This window comes from Paenochrobactrum gallinarii, assembly GCF_014205685.1.
GTDB lineage: Bacteria > Pseudomonadota > Alphaproteobacteria > Rhizobiales > Rhizobiaceae > Paenochrobactrum > Paenochrobactrum gallinarii.
This window is the reverse complement of sequence record NZ_JACIIU010000073.1, coordinates 1-1,959: the sequence shown is the minus strand read 5'-3', so window position 1 is coordinate 1,959 and position 1,959 is coordinate 1. Positions and strand designations below refer to the sequence as shown.

The following is a 1,959-nucleotide window of genomic DNA, read 5'->3' as shown; positions in this document are numbered from 1 at the left end:
ATTTTATGCCGAAGCGGGCAAAGCAAAAGTTTTGACTGCCAGCCGGAAACCCATTCCGTCAATCACGAAAGACGTGGGCTATTCATTGCGCTCACGATCAAACGAACATTATAATCCAAAATTTGCCTTATTATGAGCTCTATAACTTTGAATTAAAACGATAAGTAATTGGTTTTTTCTGAAATATTGCCGTCAACGCTGCGAAATTTTCGAATACCCTCTTAAGCTACATATAAGATAACCACAAAAAATCGACAGGCAGGCCTCTATAAAAAGTTGGAAATTATTTAATCCAGAAATAGGTTTCTGCCTTGTAACAGATCAACAAAACCTAGTTTTGGGTTTGTGACTTGACGATCTTTCCAATGGTAGCAGTAACCTACTGATGATGATTTGCGTTTTGAAGGCAGCGAGTGGTGGGGCGTTTAATCCACTCCATCGGTCAACAGTCTACGTTTATTTTTTAACGATCAAACTGTTCACGCTTCGTAAAACATACGTAGTTTCGTTTAGTTTTGGCTGGTTTCGTCCAAGCCACCGTGGACGGGAGGGGAGCTAAGCATTTTGGGCTTCTTTAAACTCTAACAAGTCGATTCATAGTTCTAAAAATTCATTTCAAATTTATGAAAACTCGATTCAGAACTCTTTATTGGCGTTTCAAGTGTAAACGCCGTTTGTTTTTAAAGCCGACTACCTTGTCTACCCCTCTCAGTACATCGCCTATTTTATAGGCGCTACCGCTTGATGCATAAATTTGAATGGGTGTTACTAACTTGCAGGCACTTTGATCCAAGGTGATCTAATTTGAAACGAATTATCCTGAAATCATCTCAATTCAGAATAATTTGCAATAATCCGATTCAAACCTCAGGATTATCGTTTCTAAATTCTAGAATTCTGATTCAAAATAAAACATCGTTTGTAAAAAGGGAAATATAGGTTGCGCCGGCCATTTTTTGAGCTCACGCTATATAAACAAATCTATGAGATTTCCTATGACAACCCGCAAACAGGTAGATGACCGACTGCGTAAGCAGCGTGAGCGACAGCAAAGGACGCGTGATCGTCATAAGCGTGAACGAAAGCCGTCTCGTGATGATATCGCACGGGTACTGCTGCATACCATTATCATGCGATCTTATGAGCAGGAGCAAATGCACATGTTGGATGGCTTATTCGATGTCATAGTTGTTGGACTGAAAGCACAGGGTTTTGACAAGGATGCCAGCTATTCTGTTATCGATGATCTCATTGAAAAATATACGAAATCAAAATGGCAATTTTTTAGAAAGCTTCATTTGAAACAGGACGACATCCTCAATGAATAAGATGGCACCCGTTAAGGTATCAATCGGGTAATTGAGGCCGTCATAGCTGTTTATATTGGTAGCCATTAATCATGAACTTTGTAAACATCGTTTGTGCTAGATTTTGTATTCCCCGCGTTACTTCGTAGCACGCCGTTTGTAGATGAATCAAAAAAATAGGGTTTATTAGGTCTGTAGTGGCATGGGCCGTATGACCGATTCTCTCAGATTTGGCCGCTGTAGATAGTAGCATATACAGTTTAAATATTGCTCAAATATATGGATTGAGAGCCATAAAAGATCATGCAGCTCTAACCGTTTCAAAGTAAGCGGTTAGGCGAGCCCACGTATCTTTTTTCGGTCTGATGAGCGATTTTCTGCATGAATCATGTGGGAATCCTATGAGCGACAGTATGAAGCAGAGCCGAACATTTGAGATTTTGACTGCAGAACCGGTACGAACGCGGCGCAAGCCACGTGACTGGCCGGATGACGAGAAGACCCGTATCGTGGCTGCGTCCTTACAGCCAGGCGCGAATGTTTCTGCTATAGCGCGGTCTGAAGGTTTGGATCCCTCTCAGCTTTATGGATGGCGGCGTAAGGCACTTGCATCTGGCACTATCGCGCCATTATCGGCAGGGATGGAAAGTTC

2 protein-coding genes are annotated in these 1,959 nt (G+C 41.9%); both read left to right on the top strand.

Features of this window, described 5'->3' with window-relative positions; all coding sequences use genetic code 11:
- The first annotated feature begins 995 nt into the window (after window positions 1–995).
- Complete coding sequence (locus tag FHS77_RS15985) at window positions 996–1,328, top strand: hypothetical protein (RefSeq protein WP_184224904.1); 333 nt, start codon at window positions 996–998, stop codon at window positions 1,326–1,328.
- A gap of 380 nt (window positions 1,329–1,708) precedes the next feature.
- Window positions 1,709–1,959 (top strand): transposase (locus FHS77_RS15980; RefSeq protein WP_184224903.1); only part of this gene is annotated, 251 nt, incomplete at its 3' end.